This window comes from Exiguobacterium sp. s36, from assembly GCF_018618345.1.
GTDB classification, from domain to species: domain Bacteria; phylum Bacillota; class Bacilli; order Exiguobacteriales; family Exiguobacteriaceae; genus Exiguobacterium; species Exiguobacterium chiriqhucha.
In genome coordinates this window covers 1-14,975 of the sequence record NZ_JACSLW010000001.1, presented here as the reverse complement: position 1 = coordinate 14,975, position 14,975 = coordinate 1, and the positions used below count along the sequence as shown (strand labels likewise).

Below are 14,975 nucleotides of genomic sequence, written 5' to 3'. Positions count from 1 at the left end.
GAAGAGAGGAGTATTACATATGCGTACACATCGATTTCCAGAAGGCTTTTTATGGGGTGGCGCAACGGCGGCCAATCAATTAGAAGGAGCTTACAAAGAAGGAGGGAAAGGTCTATCCATTTTCGATATGGTGACATTCGTCCCTAAAGAAGCGCGTACGGCTGAAATCGAGATGGACGTGAAGAGTGAAGCCGAACTCGAGCGACTGTTAGCGGCTGACGATGGGGCGAATTTCCCAAAACGTCGCGGAATCGATTTTTATCATCGCTATGAAGAAGACATCGCTCTCTTCGCCGAGATGGGTTTTAAGACGTTCCGGATGTCGATTTCATGGCCTCGGATTTTCCCGAACGGGGATGAGCTCGAACCAAACGCAGAAGGGCTAGCGTTTTATGATCGTGTCTTTGATGAACTGCTCAAGTACGGGATCGAGCCGCTTGTGACATTGTCGCATTATGAATTGCCGCTCACACTCGTCAAAAAATATAACGGCTGGGCGGACCGTCGGCTCGTTGACTTGTTTGTCCATTACGCAGAGACCGTCTTCACTCGTTACAAGGATAAAGTAAAGTATTGGCTGACGTTCAATGAGATTAACGTCTCGACGATGTCACCATACATCGGGAGTGGGATTTTAGTCGATCGCGTTGAGAATGTGGAGGCGACTGTGTACCAAGCGCTTCATCATCAATTCGTGGCGAGTGCTCGTGCCGTACGCGCATGTCATGAGATCATTCCAAATTCTCAAATCGGCTGTATGCTCGCCCGAATGGAAGTGTACCCGGAAACGAGTAATCCAGACGATGTGTTAGCTGCGCTCGAAGAAGATCAAAAGAACTTGTTCTTTACCGACGTGCAAGCGCGCGGATATTATCCGAGCTTCATGTTAAGCTATTTCGACAAACATGATATCTCGATTGAAGTGCTGCCAGGAGATGAAGAGATTTTGTCACAGCACACCGTCGACTTCATCTCCTTCAGCTATTATATGTCGATGGTCGCCAGCGGTGCCCCTGAGAAGGCGAAACAAAAAGGAAACTTCTTCAGTGGCATCAAGAATCCTTATTTGGAGGCGTCCGATTGGGGATGGCAGATTGATCCGAAAGGGTTACGCATCACCTTGAAGAAGATGTATGACCGTTATCAGATGCCGTTGTTCATCGTCGAGAATGGATTGGGCGCATACGATGTCGTCGAAGCAGACGGTACAATCAACGATGACTACCGGATCGAATATTTGCGGGCCCATATCGAGCAAATGGGACAAGCGATTGAAGAAGGTGTCGACTTGATCGGGTATACGAGCTGGGGATGCATCGATCTCATCAGCGCAAGTACGTCGGAGATGTCAAAACGTTACGGCTTTATCTATGTCGATCAAGACGACTATGGCAACGGCACGCTCGAGCGAAAGAAGAAAAAGTCATTTGATTGGTACAAGCAAGTGATTGCATCGAATGGTGAACAATTGTAATCAATGGAGTCATCAACATGAACAAGCGTCCATTCCTCGCGGAACGGACGCTTGTTTTGATTTATTCGTTACACGTTGGTCGGTAACTTGGCTTTTGCTTCGCTCAATTGCGTACGGACGGAGTCGAACCCTGTTCCGCCGTAGCTGTTGCGACGTTTGACGGCCGTCACCGGAGAGAGTGCCTCGTACACGTCCTGTTCTATCAATCCAGAGTGGGCATGATACGTCTCAATCGGCAGCTCCGCCAAATACAGACGATGATCGATACAGTAGCGGACGAGTGTCCCCGTCACTTCATGCGCCTCCCGGAAAGGCATGCCTTTCGCCGTCAAATAGTCGGCGAGCTCGGTTGCGTTCGAAAAATCGCGCTCGGTCGCTTGTTTCATCATGTCCGTGTGGAACGTCATGTCTTGAATCATGCCGGCCATGATGCTGAGGCTTCCTTGGAGCGTCTTGACGGTGTCAAACATGCCTTCCTTGTCTTCTTGCAGGTCTTTGTTATAGGCGAGCGGCAAGCCTTTCATGATGGTCAGCAGCCCCATCAGATTGCCGACGACCCGTCCCGACTTCCCGCGGACGAGTTCGGCCATGTCCGGGTTCTTCTTCTGAGGCATCATGCTCGATCCCGTCGAGAACACGTCAGAGATCGTGATGAACCGATACTCTTCACTGCTCCAAAGAATCAACTCCTCGCAGAACCGTGACAAGTGCATCATGAGGAGCGACGCGTTCGATAAAAATTCCAAGATGAAATCACGGTCGCTGACGGCGTCCAGGCTGTTCGGATACACGTTGGCGAAGCCGAGCAACTCGGCCGAACGGTGGCGATCGATCGGGAACGTCGTCCCGGCGAGAGCCCCGGCACCGAGCGGGCTCATGTCAATCCGTTTCAAGCTGTCACTGAAACGCTCCTTGTCGCGCTCGAGCATCCAGAAGTAAGCGAGTAAGTGATGGGCGAGCGACACCGGCTGGGCCCGTTGCAAGTGCGTATAGCCCGGCATGATCGACTCAACGTTTTGAGCGGCGTGGTCATAGAGTGCCGTCTGCACGGCTTCAATCCCTTCGATTGTCTCGAGGACGCGGCGCTTCAAATAGAGGTGCATATCGGTCGCGACCTGGTCGTTCCGGCTACGGGCCGTGTGCATCTTTCCAGCGACGGGCCCGATCTCTTCATGCAACAACGCCTCGAGGTTCATATGAATATCTTCATGGAAGACGTTGAACGTCAATTCGCTCGCTTGTGCCTTCTTGGCTAGCGTCTTCAGACCAGCGACGATTTGCGCGACTTCATCTGCTGTCAAAATATGTTGCTCCCCGAGCATCGTCACGTGGGCGATGCTCCCTTCGATATCTTCTAACACGAGCTGGGCGTCGAAATGAATCGAGGCCCCGAACTCGTCGACCCATTCACTGGCCGTCTGTTCGAACCGGCCGCCCCATAATTTACTCATGCACCATCGTTCCTTTCTCGGCGAGCACTTCCGCTTGCACTTTCGTCGGCAGCCCCCAAAGTTTGATGAAGCCGACGGCCGCTTGCTGGTCGAACGTGTCGGCTGACGTGTATGTCGCGAGGTGTTCGTCATAGAGCGAAATCGGTGATTTCCGTCCGTCGACGATGGCCTGTCCTTTGAATAGTTTCATCCGGACCGTACCTGTCACCGTCTGTTGCGTCTCATCGATGAAGGCGAGGAGTGCTTTCGTCAATGGTGAGTACCATAAGCCATTATAAATCGTCTCTGTCAACTTCTGTTCGACGATCGGTTTAAAATGGGCGACTTCCCGGACGAGTGTGAGTGCCTCGAGCGCCTGGTGTGCGGTGATGAGCGTCATCGCACCCGGTGCCTCGTACACTTCCCGCGATTTGATGCCGACGACCCGGTTCTCAATATGGTCGATTTTCCCGATGCCGTGGGCCCCAGCGACGATGTTCAACTGCTCAAGAATGGCTGTGAACGTCGCCGCTTGTCCATTGATGGCGACCGGTACACCGGCGTTGAATTCGATTTCGACATACGTCGGTTCGTTCGGTGTGTCTTCGAGTTGCGCCGTCAATTCGTAGGCACTCGCTGGTGGAGCGGCCCAAGGGTCCTCGAGGATGCCGCATTCGACGGCCCGGCCCCAAATGTTTTGGTCGATCGAGAACGGTTCTTCTTGGACGATTGGAATCGGGATACCGTGCTCGGCCGCATAGGCGATTTCTTCTTCCCGTGACCATTTCCACTCCCGCACCGGGGCGATAATTTCAAGCGACGGGTCGAGCGCATGGATTGACACTTCGAACCGGACTTGGTCGTTCCCTTTCCCCGTGCATCCGTGAGCGACGGCGATGGCGCCTTCGGCTTGTGCGACCTCGACTAGCTTCTTCGAGATGAGCGGGCGCGATAGGGCAGAGACGAGCGGATAGACGCCTTCATACATCGTATGTGCCTGCATCGAGTAACGGGCGAAATCGTTGACGAATTCATCGACCGCATCGATGACGACCGATTTGACGGCCCCGACTTTGAGTGCCTTCTGTTGAATGCGTTCCAAGTCTTTTCCTTCGCCGACGTTCAAACAGCAGGCGATGACGTCATACCCTTGTTCATCCAACCATTTGATTGCGACCGATGTATCAAGCCCACCTGAATAAGCTAATACGAGTTTTTGTTTCATTTCCTTACACCCCTTATACATAATTATTCATCTGTATTTATAAATATACGAATTACTCTAACGTATGCTTCGCCGCAAAGCAACCTTTTTTGCGAAAAAAAAAGAATCACTTGTGAAAGTGATCCTTCATTGGACGATTTCGAGCTCTGGCATCCACTGCGACATATGTTGGCTCGTGGCCTCGAACAGCTCCGGCTTGGCCGACTGTAACGGGACGACCTCGAACGGACCGTCGGCACTTGTGCGGCGGGTGAACGTCGGATAGAACATCGGGTTGGCGAGTTCGAACGTCGTCTCATCCGCCTCGACCGTCTTGACGACATCGATGCCGACGATGCCACCTGTATTCCGGTCGTCCCCTTGTTGTCCGGACAGGAAGTTGCCGAGCGAGTAGGCGACGAATGTCCGATTGCCTTCGGCGCCGTCCACCCAGGCGACCGGTTGGAGGACGTGGGGATGGTGGCCGATGATGAGATCGACCCCGAGGTCGGACAGTTGTTGGACGAGCGTCTGTTGCGCCTCGTTCGGGACCGTCTCGTATTCGTTCCCGAAATGAAGCGAGACAACAGTGATATCGGCCCCTTGCTCGGCCGCTTCGATTTCAGGGGTCATCGCCTCGAGATCGATGTAATTGACGTGATACGGTTGTTTCGGAACGACTCCATTCGTCCCGTACGTATAGGCGAGAAAGGCAAATGAGATGTCATTCTCGGTCAGCGTCCGAAGCTCAGACTTGTCCGCCTCCGATAAGAACGAACCGGTGTACGGCATGCCAATCTCGTTCCAGTGCGCGATTGAATTCTCGATGGCCGTGACACCCCGGTCGAGCGTATGGTTGTTTGCCGTCGTCACCAAGTCGACGCCAGCGTCTTGAAGCGCATCGCCGACCTCATACGGACTGTTGAAGGCGGGATAACTCGATAAACCGATCTCACTGCCCCCAATCATACTCTCTTGGTTAGCGATGGCGATGTCGGCCTCGGTCAAAATCGGAGCGATCGGTTCGAAGGCGGCGGTGAAATCATAGCCGTCGCCGCGTTTGGCGGCATTATACACGCTTTCGTGCAACAAGATATCGCCAATGGCATAGAGCGACGTCGTCGTCACGACGGGCTCTGGCTCTTCAGGAACAGGGGCCGGGGCTTCCGCCTCGGTCTCTGGTGCCGGGGTCTCCGTTTGCTCTGTAGACGTCTCGACGTCAGCGGTCGCACAGCCGAACAGAAAGAGGAGGGGCAAGGTCAACATGGCTTGTTTATACGGGATTACTCGTTTCAACGGACGAGTCACTTCCTTTCGTGTGATCCAAACTGGTCTACTCAAGTCATTCGCCATGGAAGAAGAATGTCCTTGTCAGGGCACAAGAAAAAAGTGCCAGGCTATAGTAGCATGGCACTCCAAGTGTTAAATCCGTTCTGTCTTCAAGATGTGTTCCATCTCCTCAAACTCGTTCGTGATCGTCGTGCTAGGTGGCGGTGTTAACAAACTGACGACATAAATGGCGAGGCTCGACAAGAAGAACGCTGGAAGCATCTCATATAGCTCGCCGAAGGTCCCGAACCAATCGGCAGCAACGTTTTTCCAGACGATGACGACGAACGCACCGGTCAACATCCCGGCCAGCGCGCCTTGACGCGTCGTCCGTTTCCAGAACAGGCTGAACAGGATGAGTGGACCGAACGATGAGCCGAATCCGGCCCAGGCATATCCGACCAAGTTCAAAATCGTGTCATCCGCCCCGAACGCGAGCCAAATCGAAATGAGCGAGACGAGGATGACGGTAATTCGGCCGACCATGACGAGTTCGCGGTCGCCGGCATCTTTGCGGAAGAACTTCTGATAGAAATCGGTCGTCGCCGCACTCGATGAGACGAGGAGCTGTGACGAAATCGTCGACATGATAGCTGCAAGCAAGGCTGCGAGCAACACACCGGTGATGAGGTCGACGAACAACAAATCAGATAGATTGATGAATATATTTTCTGGGTTGTCGATTTCTAGCCCGCGCTGAGTATAGTAGGCGAGTCCGAACAATCCTGTTGCCATGGCCCCGACGACGGTGAACAACATCCACGAGATGCCGATGCGTCGTGCCTTCTTGATGTCTTGCAACTTCTCGATGGCCATAAAACGGACGATGATGTGTGGTTGCCCGAAATAACCGAGACCCCAAGCGAAGAGCGAGACGATGCCGATAAGCGACTGTCCTGTCAATGGATCAAGTAGCGCCTTATCGATATCACCAATCGTCTGGAACGCGGCACTCACCCCGTCGGTTGCCGTGATGGCGATGGCCGGTACTAGGATGAGAGCGAACAACATGATGAGTCCTTGGACAAAGTCGGTCCAACTGACAGCCAAGAAGCCGCCAATGAACGTATACAAAATGATAATCGAAGCCAAAATCAAGACACCGGTCCCAAAATTGATATCAAAGACCGCTTCAAACAAGCGACCGCCGGCCACGAACCCGCTCGTGGCGTAGAGCGTGAAGAAGACGAGTGTGACTGCCGCGGAGAATGTCCGCAGCGTCCCTCGCGAATCCTTAAAACGTTTCTCAAAGAAATCTGGTATCGTAATGGCATCCTCTGACAAATAAGAATAAGTCCGTAAACGAGGTGCGACGAGCAACCAGTTCAAGTAAGCACCGATCGTCAACCCGATGACGATCCATCCGCTCGAGAGTCCGGTCGCGAACATCGCCCCCGGCAAGCCCATCAATAGCCAACCACTCATATCGGAAGCACCGGCCGACAAAGCCGCTACGGCCGGACCAAGGCCGCGTCCTCCGAGCATATAGTCGCCGATGCTCTCAGTCCGCCGATAGGCGATGACACCGAGTAACACCATGAGCGCCATATACACTGTAATCGAAATCAATACACCGTTCATACAACATCCCCCTCATTCAAAATGAAAACGCTTTCAAACATGATGGATTGCACCATGACAAAATTTTGTCACAAAAATGAATGAAGTGCACGATTTTGTTTGACGATTGACCAAATAATCAAATTATTTGGCGAAGCAAGATGTGAGATGGTCGTTGACGAGGCCCGTCGCCTGCAGGTGGGCATAGACCGTCGTCGGTCCTAAAAATTTGAATCCGCGACGTTTCAAGTCTTTGCTCACTTGATGGGACAATTCGGTCGTGGCAGGGATGTCGTCGGTCGATTCCCACTCGTTGCGAATCACTGTGTTGTCAACGAATGACCAAATGTAGGCATCGAACGTCTCGAACTCTCGTTGAATCTCGAGAAATCGCTTAGCGTTATTGATGGACGCCTCGATTTTACGACGGTTTCGGACCAGACCTGGATTGGTCAGCAACCGTTCCACGTCCGCTTCGTCGAACGTCGCGACGGTCGCGACGTCAAACCCGGCATAGGCGTCCCGGTAATGCTCGCGTTTCCGTAAGATGGTGATCCAGCTGAGACCGGCCTGGGCGCTCTCGAGCGTCAAACATTCGAAGTGCTTATGATCATCATGGACGGGTTTGCCCCATTCCTCATCGTGATAACGAACGTACAACGGGTCGGTGCCGCACCATGGGCAACGTGTTACTTCAGTCATGTCATGTCCTCGCTTTCCTTCAAGTACTTCATTTTAACATGCTGTTTCGGTTTTTGACCGGGCGTGACGGGTATAGTAGGAACTATTGGAGGGTGAAGCACATGAGAGACTGGATGATCCAAGTCATTGAACAGTTCGGTTACTTCGGTATCGCGTTCATGATCTTTATTGAGAACGTGTTCCCGCCGATTCCTTCGGAAGTCGTGCTCTTGTTCGGCGGATTTTTCGCCGTGAAGACCGATTTGATCGTCCCGCTCGTCATCTTCGCAGCGACGGCAGGCGCCATCCTAGGAGCGGTCCTGCTGTATGGTATCGGACTTTATTTGGATGTCGAACAAATCGAGAAGTGGACGAAACGGTACGGCAAATGGATTCGGCTCGACATTGCCGACGTGCATCGGGCCGACGCCTGGTTCGACAAATACGGAGGATGGATGGTGTTCTTTGGCCGCTTGATGCCGGTCGTGAGGAGTTTGATTTCAATCCCGGCCGGTATGTCGAATATGCCGTTCTTGAAATTTTTATTGCTCAGTACGGCGGGGACGGTGATTTGGAATACAATTCTCATCTATATCGGCATTCGCGTCGGTGAGAATTGGGAATCGATTTTAAGCTATTTGGATGTATACTCGTACGCCATTTACGGACTTTTGGCAATCGGGGTGATCGTTTTTTTCGTTTGGCGAAAAAAACGGAAGAAGAAGCAGGACAAACGGGCCTCTTCTTTCTAAACGACAAGGACCAATCTTCTCGAGAAGATCGGTCCTTTATATCACGTTTCATTTGTTCGAATCATCCTTGTTCTCGTCAGGCAAGACTCTTTCAAGTTTTTCTTCCGTTTTGGCGGCTAAAATCTCAGAGAAGCGGAACAAGACGATTCCGATGATAGCCGAGACGAAAATATATAGTCCGACGAACAGGTTGATTGCCCCGTTCGATAGGGCCGTGAAAAGAATCGAGAACTCCCCGCGCGGAGCGAGCGAGAAACCCGCCTCGTTGGCTTGGACCCGTGTCAGGCCATACAGACGGCCCCCGACGCGGCCGACAATCCATTTCGATAACACCCCCCAGACGATTAAGACGAAGAAGAGCGTGTTGACGATGACGCCTTGTTCCAGGTTGATTGAAATTCCGAACGAGATGAAGAAAATCGGTAAAAACAAATCGCGAACGGGGACGGTCAACCGTTTCAACGGACGCACGTCGTGGATGCCAGCAAGCATGATCCCGGCAATGAACGCACCGAGAATCTCGGACAGTCCGAACACCATCCCGATTCCGGCGAAAAAGAGAATCAAGCCAATCAAGCCGATGCTCGCATCATCTTGTCGCAACAGATGTTTGGCGATTTTCGGCTGTTTTTTGACGAAGCTCGATCCAATAAAGAGTAAGACGCCAAAGATGAGAAAACCGGCGAAGACTTTCCCGATATCGGACACTTCAATCGGCTCATCTTGAATGATGAACGGGGCGACTGTCAAGATGAGCGGGGCGAAGATATCTTCAAAGATGAGGAGCGCCAAGACGAACTCTTTCACATCTTCATGTTTATCGGCATGCCATTCAAGCAGGCGCGCGGAAATCGACGAGCTCGTCGCAAATAAAACGGCACCGATTAAAAAAGATTGTGAAAAATCGAGTCCGAACAGCATGGCAATCCCGATCGTGACGCCAAAGGCGAGCACGATGTCTAAGACGCCTGCCTTCCATACCCGTTTTAGGCGCTTCATCAACTCGCCGAGCGGAAACTTCAAACCGAGTAAAAAGAATAACAGGATAATCCCGATTTCGCCGGCGATTTTAAAGACCTCATTTCCGTCCCAGAAGAAGCCGACGGCGACGCCGATGGCGATAAAGGCAAGAATACTCGGAAAGAATAACCGCTCGATGATGAGACTGAGCACGGAAATGACGGCTAACGCTAAACCGAGTAAGACGATCATATTCAGTTCCATATGACACCCCAGATATCAGACAGGATTACCGGGTAACAAATCAGTCTCGGTTCCATTGGTATTCCATCCCGACCGATTCCGGGCGCGAATAGTCAAAGCCGAATTGACGGTACAGTCCGTCGGCCGGGATATCCGCAATCAGGCTGATGATGGCCGTCTCGTCGGCTTCCTGTAAAATCCAGTCCATTAACTGCTCCACGATCAATTTTCCGAGCCCGAGCCCCTGACAATCCGGGTCGACGACGATATCGACAAGGTGGAACACCATTCCGCCGTCGCCGACGACGCGGCCCATCCCGACCATGTGATCATCTTTATATAGACAGACGCCATATAACGTGTTGGCCAGTCCTTTCACCGTCCCCGAGTCGGAACGTTTCGGCATCCCGGCGATGACGCGAAGGCGCTGATGTTCCTCCGGTGTCGGTGTCTCGATTCGTACTTCCACTTCATTGACCATATCGCTACTTCCTCTCTGTGCATAAGTTGAAATTATTTTCCCGCTATATTGAATCGGTAAACCTTGATTTCCGGTCCGCGTTATTCAAATAATGAAACCAGGATATGAAAAAAAGGACGTGTTCAGATGATAGATGGTCAAACGATTTTACCCGCCCTGCGTGATATGCGTGACCTCGAAAAATTTGTAAAAGGTCCGTTTAACATCGGTGTCCTGCTCGAAGTGCACGTCGCCCGGCTCGATGCCGTGTTTCAATTATTGGCGGCCCACGATAAACACGTCTTCGTCCATCTCGACCTGATTCAAGGATTGAAGGCAGATGAGTATGCGACCGAGTATATTTGCCAGACGTATCGTCCGTACGGCATCATCTCGACGAAAGGAAGCGTCATTTTAAAAGCGAAGCAAAAACAGGTTAAAACGGTCCAACGTTTGTTTTTAATCGATTCGAGCTCGCTCGAACGAAGCTATCGCCTCATCAAGCGGACGCAACCGGACTATATTGAAGTGTTACCGGGTCTCGTTCCGAAATATATCCGGGCCGTGAAGGCGGAAACCGGAATCCCGGTCTTTGCCGGCGGACTGATTTCGTCGACCGAGGAAGTCGAGGCCGCCCTCGAGGCCGGTGCGACGGTCGTGACGACGTCCGACCAACGGCTTTGGACGAACGAATAGGACTCAAATTCATCGAATCCGGGTATGTGAGTGTGCAGGAGGGATGTATATGAAACAAGTTATGATTATCACAGGTGTCAGCCAAGGGATTGGCTATGAATTGGCACGTCATTTCCGCGACACGTATCACGTCATCGGACTCGATAAAGGCGATGATCCGCAACTGGACGGAGTGACGTTTTACGAGCTGGATTTGGAAGACCACGAAGCGATTTCTCGCGTGTTCGACGACATTCAGCGCCAAGTCGGTGTCGCTCACGTGCTCATCAATAACGGCGGCGTCTCGTCGCTCGTCAAACCGATGGCCGAACTTGACGTTGAGACGTTCAAGCAAGTGATTGACGTCAACCTTGTCGGGACGTTCGCTTGTGCCAAAGCGTTCTTATCGTTGAACGAGGGAGCGGGATATGGCCGCATCATCAACCTGGCCTCGACGCGCTCACTTCAAAACGAGCCCGATTGGGAAGCGTACGGCGCGTCCAAAGGTGGCATCGTGTCATTGACCCAATCGATGGCGGTATCGCTCGCGGAGCGCCCGATTACGGTGAATGCGATTAGTCCCGGTTGGATTCATACGTCGGATGAGGCACTCCGTGACATCGACCATGCGCAACATCCGTCGGGCCGGGTCGGAAAACCGGATGATATCGTCCGTGCGGTCGCTTATTTAATTGATGAACAGAACGATTTCGTCAACGGGCATAACCTCGTCGTCGACGGCGGAATGACGAAAAAGATGATTTACGAGCCGTAATCGGAAGAAACAGGACCATTACCCTATGTTTTAATACAGGATATGAGTGGATGGGACTAGTCGTGGGTAAAGGATGGGGATGTATTATGAACCCATTTAAGGAGGAATCGCCGTGCACCAGTTGATTGAAGAGGCACTCCGATTCGCGGCCGTCCAACACGACGGACAGTTTCGAAAAGGAACGAATATTCCCTACTTGACCCACCCCGTCGCCGTGTCGATGCTGCTCGTCGAAGACCGACAACCGGTCCCGGTCGTGGCCGCCGGCTTGCTCCATGATTTGCTTGAAGACACGTTGACGACCCCCGAAGAGATCGAAGAACGGTTCGGTAGTGAAGTGAGACGACTCGTTGAAGCGGTGTCCGAACCCGGGAAGCACCTTTCATGGGAAGAACGGAAACGGATGACGATTCAGCACGTGCAGACGATGCAGTACGATGAAGTGGCGCTCTTGGCGGCGGACAAGATACATAATCTTCGTTCGATTCGACTCGACGTTGAGTCTGCCGGTAAACAAGTATGGGATCGCTTCAGACGCCCACTCCGCGACCAGTCGTGGTACTATCACGAGTTGCTCCAAGCGTTCAAACCGTTCAGTCAGACGACGACGCTCATCGAGTCGTTCGAGACCGAGCTGAATTTGTTGTTTTATGGGATCGCCGACGAACGGTCCGACAAGCTCTGGAAATTGTTCAATGTCATTCAGCATGGCTTCCATGAAGAGGACTGGCTCCAAGAGACGTCGACGCTCTGTCAGACCGCCTATGAGTTGAATGAGACGATGCGCGAAGGCTATCGACAAGGCACGGACGTCAATCAACCGGAGCTTGATGGCTTGTCCGCACAATTGAAAGAAGCAGGACTATGGGAACGTTTACCGCTCCCGATGCTCCAAGCGATTGATGAACTGTCCTACAGGACGGCGATGCCAGTCGATGACGTCGTCGCCCATTTAAGGTTCAATTGATTGTCAAATGACCTTCAACGTGATATATTCGTCGTGAACATAAGAAGGGGAGTAGCGACCACAACCGTGGTCGGTGGGTCGTCATTACGGTGCAATGCACTCGGTCCACCGAGCTTCTTACCAAGTCCGCAAGACCTTTTTATGGATGCTTTTTTGGCGTCCATAAAGAGGTCTTTTTGAATTCATGAAAAAGGGGAGACTTATTCAAATGGTATTTATTTATTTCATCTTGGCCGCAGCCATCACCGTTTACGCTGCCATGAAACTCTCGACTTACGCTGACGTCATCAGTGAGAAGTCGACGATGAGCGGGATGCTCGTCGGGACGGTATTGCTGGCCGGTGCGACATCGCTGCCGGAAGTGACGACGAGCGTCTCGGCCGTCATGATCAACAACCCGGATATCGCCATCGGGAACATGCTCGGATCGAACTTGTTCAACATTTTCATCTTGGCGATGTTCGATCTCTTCTATCGTCAGAAACGCTTGTTCAATGAAGCGAGCCGAGATCATCTCTATACGGCCGGTCTCGGGCTCATGTTGACGCTCGTCACGATGATTGCTCTCATCGTGCGCATCGATTTCACGATTCTCGGCATCGGAATTGACGCCTTGTTGATCGCGGTATTGTATGGGATCGGGATTTACTATATCGGAAAACGCCCGCAACAACCTGCCGTTGAGCGGGAAGCTGCCCACGAGGCGGTTCAAGAAGTCGGTGCCAGTGCGACGAGTTCGATCACGGTCAAACGTGCGATCGTCGGTTTCATCATCGCCGCACTCGTCATCATGGCGGCAGGGACGGCGCTATCTGTGTTAGGTGATCAAATCGCCGTCGTCACCGGCCTCGGTTCAAGCTTTGTCGGCAGTTTCTTGATTGCCGCGACGACTTCGCTTCCAGAGGCGGTATCGGTATTTGTCGCCTTGAAACTCCGTAACGTCAACTTGGCGTTCGGTTCGATTTTAGGAAGTAACGTCTTCAACATGCTCATTATCGCCATGTCAGACGTGTTTTACCGAAACGGCTCGATTTTGGCCGACGTAGCTGCGTCTCACTTGGTGACGGCCATCGGAATCACGATTTTGTCGGTGTTGGTCATGTATACGCTTCTTCGCAAAGATGTGACGTCGAAACTGCGTTACATCTTGCCATCGGCGCTTGTCGTGCTCGTCTACTTCGCTTCGTCTTACTTCATCTTCATCGGTTAATCTGGCACGGTGTCCTCCGAGACACCGTGTTTTTTTGTTTACCGCGGTCCGAGGAATCACTTTTCATCGTCTTGGGTATAGAAGGAGGGAAGGAGGGGTGGCGATGCAAATGCATTCCGTAGAACGTTTAGATGAGTATGTCGTTTTAATCCCAGCCTATAATCCGGATCAAGCGCTCGTCACACTTGTCCGCGAGCTGAAAGAGACGGGATTTGTCCATGTCATCGTCGTGAACGATGGGAGTGTCGAGACATCCCAAACTGTCTTCGATGAGGTCGGGAAGTGGGTGACGACTGTTCTCGTCCATGAACGGAATCAAGGCAAGGGTGCGGCGTTGAAGACGGGGATTCGTCACGTCGTCGAACGATTCCCCGGTACGCATGGTGTCATCACCGTCGATGCGGACGGACAACATCTGCCGGAGGATGTAAAAAGCTTGTATGAAGCAGGGGTTCAACGGCCGCACCATCTGGTCATGGGCTGTCGTGATTTTTCTGGTGCGCATATTCCGTTCCGAAGCCGATTCGGGAACCAGATGACACGTGGTGTCATGTTCGTCGGCAGCGGGCTTCGACTGAAAGACACCCAGACCGGTCTGCGGGCCGTTCCGTTGCGCTATGCGGAACAGTTGCTCGACGTGCCCGGGAACCGCTATGAGTTCGAGATGAACATGTTGACGTTCACGAAACGTTGGCAAGTCCCGATTCAACAGATTCCGATTCAAACCGTGTATGTGGCCGAGAACGCTTCGTCCCATTTTCGCCCGGTCATCGACTCGATTCTGATTTATCGCATGTTTTTAGCCTATTCGTTATCCTCGGTCGCCTCATTTTTATTAGATATCGGCGCCTATGCCTTGTTCATTTTTTTATTGAATCCGTGGTTTGAGACGACCCATGTCTTGATTGCGACGGTATTGGCCCGCATCATCTCGTCCTTATTCAATTACGTGGTGAATCGAAAAGTCGTATTCGACTCGAAAGCGAGACGGGCGATGCCGAAATACTTCGGTCTCGTCGGCTTGCAGATGGCGTTGTCGGCTGGTCTCGTCTATGTATTGTTCCTGTTGTTTCGGGACGGGGAAGTGTGGATTAAAGTGTTTGTCGACAGCCTTTTGTTCGTCGTCAGTTATTATGTCCAAAAAAGATGGATCTTTAAACGGTGACGAGGCTGGGACATAACTCAGTAGATTTATAAGAAAGAGGCCACCTGGCGCGACTCGTTCGCGCCAGGTGGCCTCTTCTCCTTTTTATGG

General features: G+C 52.2%; 14 protein-coding genes. 7 read left to right on the top strand and 7 right to left on the bottom strand.

Going from position 1 to position 14,975, the window contains the following annotated elements; genetic code table 11:
• Positions 1–19: 19 nt before the first annotated feature.
• Complete coding sequence (locus KNP95_RS00070) at positions 20–1,474, top strand: glycoside hydrolase family 1 protein (RefSeq protein WP_214835095.1); 1,455 nt, start codon at positions 20–22, stop codon at positions 1,472–1,474.
• A gap of 68 nt (positions 1,475–1,542) precedes the next feature.
• Here KNP95_RS00070 and argH read toward each other — a convergent pair whose 3' ends face one another.
• The 5 genes from argH to KNP95_RS00045 form a co-directional block, all read right to left on the bottom strand.
• Entirely contained in the window at positions 1,543–2,925 is a 1,383-nt protein-coding gene (argH, locus tag KNP95_RS00065; protein WP_214835094.1) for an argininosuccinate lyase, read from the bottom strand.
• On the bottom strand, positions 2,918–4,129 hold the full coding sequence (locus KNP95_RS00060; protein WP_029595378.1) for an argininosuccinate synthase: 1,212 nt from the start codon (positions 4,127–4,129) through the stop codon (positions 2,918–2,920). The genes argH and KNP95_RS00060 overlap by 8 nt, the downstream gene beginning before the upstream one ends.
• A 126-nt stretch (positions 4,130–4,255) precedes the next feature.
• On the bottom strand, positions 4,256–5,404 hold the full coding sequence (locus KNP95_RS00055; protein ID WP_251138437.1) for a CapA family protein: 1,149 nt from the start codon (positions 5,402–5,404) through the stop codon (positions 4,256–4,258).
• A gap of 126 nt (positions 5,405–5,530) precedes the next feature.
• The gene (gene putP, locus KNP95_RS00050) at positions 5,531–7,018 is read right to left on the bottom strand and encodes a sodium/proline symporter PutP (protein WP_214835093.1); all 1,488 of its coding nucleotides are present in this window, start codon (positions 7,016–7,018) and stop codon (positions 5,531–5,533) included.
• A gap of 123 nt (positions 7,019–7,141) precedes the next feature.
• Entirely contained in the window at positions 7,142–7,699 is a 558-nt protein-coding gene (locus tag KNP95_RS00045) for a DNA-3-methyladenine glycosylase I (RefSeq protein WP_214835092.1), read from the bottom strand.
• Between the two features lie 101 nt (positions 7,700–7,800).
• Here KNP95_RS00045 and KNP95_RS00040 point away from each other — a divergent pair, with 101 nt between their 5' ends.
• Positions 7,801–8,430 (top strand): DedA family protein, encoded by a 630-nt coding sequence (locus KNP95_RS00040; protein ID WP_214720197.1) that lies wholly within the window; start codon positions 7,801–7,803, stop codon positions 8,428–8,430.
• Positions 8,431–8,478: 48 nt separating this feature from the next.
• On the opposite strand, the gene KNP95_RS00035 is transcribed toward KNP95_RS00040, so the two are convergent.
• Both KNP95_RS00035 and KNP95_RS00030 read right to left on the bottom strand, forming a co-directional pair.
• Positions 8,479–9,654 (bottom strand): cation:proton antiporter, encoded by a 1,176-nt coding sequence (locus tag KNP95_RS00035; protein WP_214835091.1) that lies wholly within the window; start codon positions 9,652–9,654, stop codon positions 8,479–8,481.
• 40 nt (positions 9,655–9,694) lie between these two features.
• Positions 9,695–10,114 carry a GNAT family N-acetyltransferase gene (locus KNP95_RS00030; RefSeq protein ID WP_214720195.1) on the bottom strand — a complete coding sequence of 140 codons (420 nt, stop codon included), beginning with the start codon at positions 10,112–10,114 and terminating at the stop codon, positions 9,695–9,697.
• Positions 10,115–10,240: 126 nt separating this feature from the next.
• Here KNP95_RS00030 and KNP95_RS00025 point away from each other — a divergent pair, with 126 nt between their 5' ends.
• The 5 genes from KNP95_RS00025 to KNP95_RS00005 all read left to right on the top strand — a co-directional run bounded on the left by KNP95_RS00025 (position 10,241) and on the right by KNP95_RS00005 (position 14,885).
• The gene (locus KNP95_RS00025) at positions 10,241–10,789 is read left to right on the top strand and encodes a glycerol-3-phosphate responsive antiterminator (protein ID WP_214835090.1); all 549 of its coding nucleotides are present in this window, start codon (positions 10,241–10,243) and stop codon (positions 10,787–10,789) included.
• Positions 10,790–10,838: 49 nt separating this feature from the next.
• On the top strand, positions 10,839–11,543 hold the full coding sequence (locus KNP95_RS00020) for an SDR family NAD(P)-dependent oxidoreductase (protein ID WP_214835089.1): 705 nt from the start codon (positions 10,839–10,841) through the stop codon (positions 11,541–11,543).
• A 112-nt stretch (positions 11,544–11,655) separates the two neighbouring features.
• Positions 11,656–12,510: an HD domain-containing protein gene (locus KNP95_RS00015; RefSeq protein ID WP_214835088.1), complete on the top strand. Its 855-nt coding sequence runs from the start codon at positions 11,656–11,658 to the stop codon at positions 12,508–12,510.
• Between the two features lie 208 nt (positions 12,511–12,718).
• Positions 12,719–13,720, top strand: coding sequence for a sodium:calcium antiporter (locus tag KNP95_RS00010; protein ID WP_214835087.1), 1,002 nt, complete (start codon positions 12,719–12,721; stop codon positions 13,718–13,720).
• Between the two features lie 103 nt (positions 13,721–13,823).
• The gene (locus KNP95_RS00005) at positions 13,824–14,885 is read left to right on the top strand and encodes a bifunctional glycosyltransferase family 2/GtrA family protein (RefSeq protein WP_214835086.1); all 1,062 of its coding nucleotides are present in this window, start codon (positions 13,824–13,826) and stop codon (positions 14,883–14,885) included.
• Positions 14,886–14,975 lie beyond the last annotated feature (90 nt).